6 protein-coding genes are annotated in these 6,935 nt (G+C 30.0%); 5 read left to right on the forward strand and 1 reads right to left on the reverse strand.

Features of this window, described 5'->3' with window-relative positions; genetic code table 11:
• Nucleotides 1–303 precede the first annotated feature (303 nt).
• From nrdG to FGK85_RS05180, 4 genes are all read left to right on the forward strand, one after another.
• Nucleotides 304–798, forward strand: a complete 495-nt coding sequence (gene nrdG, locus FGK85_RS05165; RefSeq protein ID WP_138204403.1) for an anaerobic ribonucleoside-triphosphate reductase activating protein — start codon at nucleotides 304–306, stop codon at nucleotides 796–798.
• 263 nt (nucleotides 799–1,061) lie between these two features.
• On the forward strand, nucleotides 1,062–1,421 hold the full coding sequence (locus tag FGK85_RS05170) for a hypothetical protein (RefSeq protein WP_138204387.1): 360 nt from the start codon (nucleotides 1,062–1,064) through the stop codon (nucleotides 1,419–1,421).
• Between the two features lie 616 nt (nucleotides 1,422–2,037).
• On the forward strand, nucleotides 2,038–3,954 hold the full coding sequence (locus tag FGK85_RS05175; RefSeq protein WP_138204389.1) for an OPT family oligopeptide transporter: 1,917 nt from the start codon (nucleotides 2,038–2,040) through the stop codon (nucleotides 3,952–3,954).
• A gap of 425 nt (nucleotides 3,955–4,379) precedes the next feature.
• Nucleotides 4,380–4,721, forward strand: coding sequence for a PqqD family protein (locus FGK85_RS05180; RefSeq protein WP_138204391.1), 342 nt, complete (start codon nucleotides 4,380–4,382; stop codon nucleotides 4,719–4,721).
• A gap of 76 nt (nucleotides 4,722–4,797) precedes the next feature.
• On the opposite strand, the gene FGK85_RS05185 is transcribed toward FGK85_RS05180, so the two are convergent.
• Nucleotides 4,798–5,292: a spore coat protein gene (locus FGK85_RS05185; protein WP_138204393.1), complete on the reverse strand. Its 495-nt coding sequence runs from the start codon at nucleotides 5,290–5,292 to the stop codon at nucleotides 4,798–4,800.
• A gap of 308 nt (nucleotides 5,293–5,600) precedes the next feature.
• Between FGK85_RS05185 and FGK85_RS05190 the strand changes: the two genes are divergently transcribed.
• Nucleotides 5,601–6,668, forward strand: a complete 1,068-nt coding sequence (locus FGK85_RS05190; RefSeq protein ID WP_138204395.1) for a CPBP family intramembrane glutamic endopeptidase — start codon at nucleotides 5,601–5,603, stop codon at nucleotides 6,666–6,668.
• Nucleotides 6,669–6,935 lie beyond the last annotated feature (267 nt).

A 6,935-nucleotide genomic window follows, 5' to 3' on the forward strand; every position in this document is an offset into this window, starting at 1 on the left:
TTAAGTAATCGGATTAGCTAAGAAGTAAAAAGTAAGAAGTAAGAGTTAAGGATAAAACTCTAGGAGTTTTTTATAATTAATTTGTAAGTAATACTCCTTATTTCTTATCTTGTATAGTCTAGAACTTAAAATTTATATGTGAAAGTTGAGTTAATAATTAATATTTAATATAGTAAAAATAGAATGTATATAACTTAAGGAGATTTTTCTAATTAAAGATAAATCTCCTTTGACTATTTCAATTACTATAGAGACATGCAAGGGTGGCTTTATTGCCACAATTCTATGAAAAGGATTGATAATATGAATATTAGAGTGGCAGGTTTTTTAGATAATTCATTAGTTAATGGTGAAGGGATAAGAAGCGTTTTATTTGTATCTGGCTGTAATCATAAGTGTGTTGGATGTCATAATGAAGTTATGCAGGATTTTAATTATGGAGAAGATGTAAGCAAAGAAGAGATATTAAGCCGTATAAAGAATAATGTGCCTATAATAAAAGGTGTTACCTTTTCAGGGGGAGAACCTTTTGAAAAGGCTAAAGCATTAACAGAATTAGCAAGGAGCATTAAGGAATTAGAATTAAATATATGGTGTTATACAGGATATACTTTCGAAGAAATATTTGAAGGTAAGGATGAAGACAAAATAAATTTATTAAAATCAATTGATGTATTGATAGATGGAAAATTTGATATAAATCTTACAGAGGATGCGCCTAAGTATGCTGGTTCTAAAAATCAAAGAATTATAGATGTTAAAGCTAGCTTAATGCAGAAAAAGGTAATACTTAAGTAATTTTAATTTTTAAAGCACAAAGTCTTAAATTTATTTTTTTATTTGCTTATAAATGTGGAGTGTTACAGTAATTGTTATTGAACGATGATAATGGGAAATTAAGAATAAAACTCTAAATTTAAAAAAGTGAAAATCTTAATTAGAAGCATATATATTGTTGAATGTTCAGCAATATATATGCTTTTTTATATAGTACCAATAATAAATTTACATGTTCCCGCATAATATTAAATTAACAATTATAAAATATGGGGGGAGCTTCTATGAGGTATTTTATATATTTTATTTGCGTTATAGTGATAACAATGATTATGGTGTACATAGGAACCATAAAAGAAGGAAATCTAGCAGCAGGACTTACTAATAAGCTTTGTACAAAGTGTTCAGAAAAAGTTCTTAAATATTTAAATAAAAATGAATATGCTAGTTTAAATGATGTACAAAATTTAATAAAAGGAGTTTCTACGTCTGTATTTTGGAGCAGAAAGAGAGTTCAAGTGGAAAATCCATTACAGTTTTCTAGAATAGTAACGGACAAGTTATACAAGGAAGGAAAGATTTCTATACAAATGAGAAAGAATGAACAAGTTTTTACCCTAAAACAAAATCCACAGAAAGCATAAATTGCGGCAGAAATGCCGCAATTTTTGGCTTAACTTAAATCTTTTATTGGCGATAGCCAGCGAAAATACTAAAACTAAAATTTATACAACCCTATGTCTCACGGCAAAATGAATTCAATTTTAGCTATTATCTTATTTTGATAAGTATCATATAACTTTTCGAAAGGCTACGCCTAAAAAATATTATGAGCGCTTTTTTTTATAAATTAAAGATTTTCCATAGCGAAGCGGCGGAAAATCATCCTTTAGTAGGCTGTTCTCTCCCCGTGATGATATACGCATGATCTGAAAAATCTGCTTTTAATGGAGTGATAAATGTGAAATTTAGGACTATTGAACTAGCCTTATAACTTCTTTATTTGTCCATTTAAAGAACCGTTAAGAAGTTTTCATTGCCTGAACGAGGCACGAGTGAGTTTGAAAACTTTAGGGGCTTTAAATGGACAAATATTAGAAGTTCTTGGCGTATTGTTCACAGTCCAAAATTTCACATTTATCACGGAATTAAAAGCAGATTTTTCCTATGCACCTCCGTCACAATTTTCTTATTTTTGGTATTTTTATAAATATAATTGAATATATTTGAGTATAAGCAAAAATAAAAGGGAGGATTTATATGAGTAAAAAGGGGTTGCCCGATGGAGCATACGGCTTAAAGGAAGGACAAGAATATATTCCTTATGTACCAAGTGATAAGGTGATGCCCGAATTCACTGTGCTTTCTGTAATTATAGGTATTATTCTTTCCGTTGTATTTGGTGCAGCAAATGCATATTTAGGACTTAAAGTGGGAATGACGGTATCTGCTTCAATTCCAGCAGCGGTTATTTCTATGGCAATTGTAAGAGTCATATTGAGAAGAAAGTCTATACTTGAAAACAATATGGTTCAAACTATAGCATCAGCAGGAGAATCTTTGGCTGCAGGGGCTATATTTACACTTCCAGCTTTGTTTTTATGGGGAGAAAGTCCAAGTGCTTTAGATATGGGACTTATAACTTTAATTGGTGGTGTACTTGGAGTTGTATTTATGGTTCCTATAAGAAGATATTTAATAGTTCAAGAACATGGAAAACTTCCTTATCCAGAAGGAGCAGCTTGTGCAGAGGTTTTAGTTGCTGGTGAAGAGGGAGGAGCTAGTGCAAAACTAGTATTTGCTGGTGGATTGATAGGACTAGTATATAAGTTTATAGGCGATGGAATAAAATTATTCCCAACAGAAATTAGTTATGGATTTAAAGGAAATTTAAATGGAGCCGCTATAGGTATGGATGTATATCCTGCATTACTTGGTGTAGGATTTATAATAGGACCTAAGATTTCAGCTTATATGCTAGTAGGAGCTATTTTAGGATGGTTCTGTTTTATGCCTTTAATTGCTTTATTTGGAGGAGCCAATATAGTAGCACCAGCTACTAAAGCTATTGCATCAATGGATTATTGGGGCATATGGGGAAGCTACATTAAGTATATAGGTGCAGGAGCAGTGGCAGCAGGAGGAATAATAAGCTTAATTAAGTCACTTCCAACTATAGTATCATCATTTAAGCAAGCTATTCAGGGATATAAGAATAAAGGAAAGGCTTCTGTTTTAAGAACAGATCAAGAATTAAGTTCAAAGTTTATAATAATAGTTATAATAGTAGCTATAGTTTTAATGGTAGCACTTCCTCAAATAAAGGTTGGATGGCTTGGAGCTATACTTGTAGTTATATTTGGATTCTTCTTTGTAACTGTATCTTCTAGAATAGTAGGACTTGTAGGAAGTTCATCTAATCCAGTATCAGGTATGACCATAGCTACATTATTATTCACAGCAATTATAATGAAAGCTGCAGGATGGTCTAATACAAAAGGAATGGTAGCAGCTCTTTGCGTAGGTGCAATAATATGTACTGCTTCAGCTATAGCTGGAGATACTTCTCAAGACTTAAAGACTGGTTATTTAGTAGGATCAACACCAAAGAAACAACAAATAGGAGAGCTTATAGGAGTAATAGCATCAGCAGCATTTATCGGATTTATATTGATTACTCTTAATAAAGCGTATACCTTTGGTTCTAAGGATCTTTCTGCACCTCAAGCTAGTTTAATGAAAATGGTTATAGAGGGTATAATGAAAGGAAGCTTACCATGGAATTTGGTGTTTGTTGGAATAGCATCTTCTATAATGATAGAGATATTTGGAATACCATCACTTCCAGTAGCTATAGGATTATATTTACCAATACATCTTTCAACTCCAATAATGGTTGGTGGAGCTATAAAAGGTATATTAGATAAGAAAGTTAAAGATGAAGTAACATTAAAAGAAAAGTCAGAAAGAGGAGTATTGTATTCATCAGGACTTATAGCTGGTGAAGGCTTGATGGGCGTTATAATAGCAGCTATAGTTGCAGTTAGGGGTAGCTTTGGACCTGAAGAGCCTATATTAGGTCAATGGGTTTCTATAATCTTCTTCTTATTAGTTACTCTAACGCTATTGTATCAAGTATTTTGGAAAAAGAAAAAAGTAGTAAATAATTCTAAATAGTGATTTTATTTATAAATGAAACCTAAGGCACATTCAAATAAATAACAAGTCAGTATGCTAGTCTATTTTGAGTCATACTGCGTCAGCAGAACCCACCGATAGTTCTACTAGCGGCGGAACCTGCTTCCTTGTCTGACACAAAATATACCAGCATCTTTAACTTGTTATTTATTTTCATGTACCTAATTAAATACTAGATGCTGGGTACTAGAAATTCCTAGCATCTAGTTATATAAAAAAATAGTACAAATTACTTTAATAATTAAATATTGGAATTATATTATGAATTTTTGTAAGTAATTTACTTTGGCAGTTATAAAATTATAAATTAAAACCGTATTTGTATTTCATTTATTAATTTAATGTGAATTTCAAAATTATGTGTTAAAGTTCAGTAAGCATGCAATAATTTTGGAGGTGTAATTTTGAAAAATAAAAAATTAAAGAAAAATGCTATACTAATGGTTCCATATAAAAATCCTGAAATACAGTGGGAAAAGAGGGAGAATTCAATAATATTAATTATTAATAGAGACAAGCTTATTGATAGGATTATGCAAAAAATATTTAGAACTCCTAAATCAGTAAATATTCAATTGGATGAATTGGGGTCTTTTGTTTGGGAAAAATGTGATGGTATAAGTAATATTAAGGATATATGTGAATCGCTAAAAGAAAAATTTGGTAAAGGTGCAGAACCAGCAATGGAAAGGCTACTTACGTACATAAAAATACTTATTAATAATAATTTAATAAAAATAACGTAGGTAGTATTGAAATAAAGGGGCTGTGGTGTTTGGTTCTGAAGCCCCTTTAAAAATTGAAAACTATACAGGGTGAAATTTATTGAGCATTATATAGACCTCTAGAATTCATATAGTTAAACAAATTTTCTCCGTGTTTTTGTTCTTCCTTTTGTATATGATTTAATACTTCCCTAGCGTGGGAATCTTTAAATTCAAAAATTGTAGTATCATAAGTATTAGAGACATATTTTTCTGTCATTAGAAGGTCTTCACATAATTTAGCATCTGAAACATTACCCATTCCAGCTGCAGAAGTTGCATTAGCTGTAGAGGTAGTATTATTTTGCATAGGACTACTTGCAGAATTTTGAGCATTACCACTGCTTTGTTGATTTAGGTTAGGTACTTGACCATTTAGCATTTGATTTATGGTATTTAAGTGTTGCTGTTCTTGAGATGCATGGTTAGAAAAAAGCTGCTTTAATTGAGGATCTGTAGCCATGTTTGCATAATTTGTGTATTTTTCAATGCATAATTGTTCATGAGATTTTTGATCTTGTAAAAGCATTCTTTCCTTTTGAGATAAATTCATGAGAATTCTCCTTTCAATAAGTACATATTTTATATATTTATTAATCCAACTTTCGCAGTTATAAAATAAAAATATAAAATTTGTAGGTAAGTAGTACTTCTTACTTATTACCTAGAACCTAGAACCTAATATCTTATTTCTTACCTTGTATAGTGTAGAACTTAAAATTTATATGCGAAAGTTGAGTTATTAATATTTTGTGTTAAAAAAGTTTTTTTATACTAAATCATACTAATTTGAATTAATACCTAATATGTATTATAATGAAAAATAAAAAAATTAAATAAATATGATATAATGGGGTGAATATGGTGGAAAATAGAGTGCATAAAGGAAACTTATTTATACTGAGCTTGGTAATTTTAAATATAGTTTTTTCCATTTTAGCAGGTCCTTTAAACAAAGTATTTAAACTTAGCAATTATACATTAATGTTTATAGCTAATTTGGTATTTTTAGCAATACCACTGACAGTATACTTTATAGTAAACAGAGAATCAGCGAAAGATGTTTTAAGGATAAAGTTTTTAGGCGGAAAGGATTTATTATTTGTAATTTTAATATCTATATTTATTCAGCCGCTGCTTAATTTTTTATCTGGAGTGGTGGCATTAATACTTCCTAATAATGTATCAGCATTGCTTTCTGGAAGTGGTGATGTGTCAATATGGATTAGACTTTTTGTTATAGCTGTCATGCCAGCTGTTTTAGAGGAATTTTCTGTTAGAGGAGTGGTTTTATCTAATTATAAGCATATAGGACTTAAAAAGTCGGCCATATTAACAGGATTATTGTTTGCTATTTTACACATGAGTATTCAAATGTTCTTATACACTTTTGTTATGGGTATTTTATTTGCATATTTAGTGCATATAACAGGATCAATATTTTCTTCAATGCTAAGCCATTTTATAGTTAATGGAACTCAAATTATCATGGCAGATAGAGCTATTAAAAAGGCTATGGAAGCTGGACAAAGTGTTTCGTCATCAGCTGATATACTTAATGGATCTGTGGCTATGAAAATAGGTTTTGTACTTGGTTTAGGTATAGTGGCTATTATATCCTTTATAATAGTAAAAATACTTATGACAAAATTAGCAGAAAGTCATGGAATGGATTTAAAAAATCTTGATAATATTAATGAAACTAAATGCTGTAATGTTGAATTCAATAATGATGAATTTGGAAGTGCTCAAAGCATTGAAAAAATATATGAAAATAATAATGATGGTTGTACCGAGGATTTTTATTCAAAGCAGGAGATGAGTTCCACTAAAGAAAATAAAGAAAAAATAATGGATGTACCATTTATAATTACTATTGCTATATATATTATAGTTAATTCAATAAGTTTATATAAAATATTTAGTTAGATACATGAAAAGAAATTTGAAAATTTTAACAGAAGTTTAGCGCTTAAAAATTTTTGGGGCGTGAGCCCGCTGATTTATAATGAATGATTGAGGGTTAGGTTAAAAACCATAAATTCTGATTTTTGCTGGAAATTTTAGAGAAAAAATTTGCATAATAAAAGCATCCTTTTTATAATAGTTTTGACAAGAAACCAACTTAAAAAGGATGCTGATAAAATGAGTAAAAGTTATTTAAAACAATTACTTACTTATATTAATAAGGTATAC

This window comes from Haloimpatiens lingqiaonensis (genome assembly GCF_901447495.1).
In the GTDB taxonomy this organism is placed as follows: domain Bacteria; phylum Bacillota; class Clostridia; order Clostridiales; family Clostridiaceae; genus Haloimpatiens; species Haloimpatiens lingqiaonensis.

Bases quoted from the DNA above. Each gene is read 5' to 3' on its own strand.
- nrdG (WP_138204403.1), top strand. From the start codon at position 304: ATGAATATTAGAGTGGCAGGTTTTTTAGATAATTCATTAGTTAATGGT.
- FGK85_RS05170 (WP_138204387.1), top strand. From the start codon at position 1,062: ATGAGGTATTTTATATATTTTATTTGCGTTATAGTGATAACAATGATT.
- FGK85_RS05175 (WP_138204389.1), top strand. From the start codon at position 2,038: ATGAGTAAAAAGGGGTTGCCCGATGGAGCATACGGCTTAAAGGAAGGA.
- FGK85_RS05185 (WP_138204393.1), bottom strand. From the start codon at position 5,292: ATGAATTTATCTCAAAAGGAAAGAATGCTTTTACAAGATCAAAAATCT.
- FGK85_RS05190 (WP_138204395.1), top strand. From the start codon at position 5,601: ATGGTGGAAAATAGAGTGCATAAAGGAAACTTATTTATACTGAGCTTG.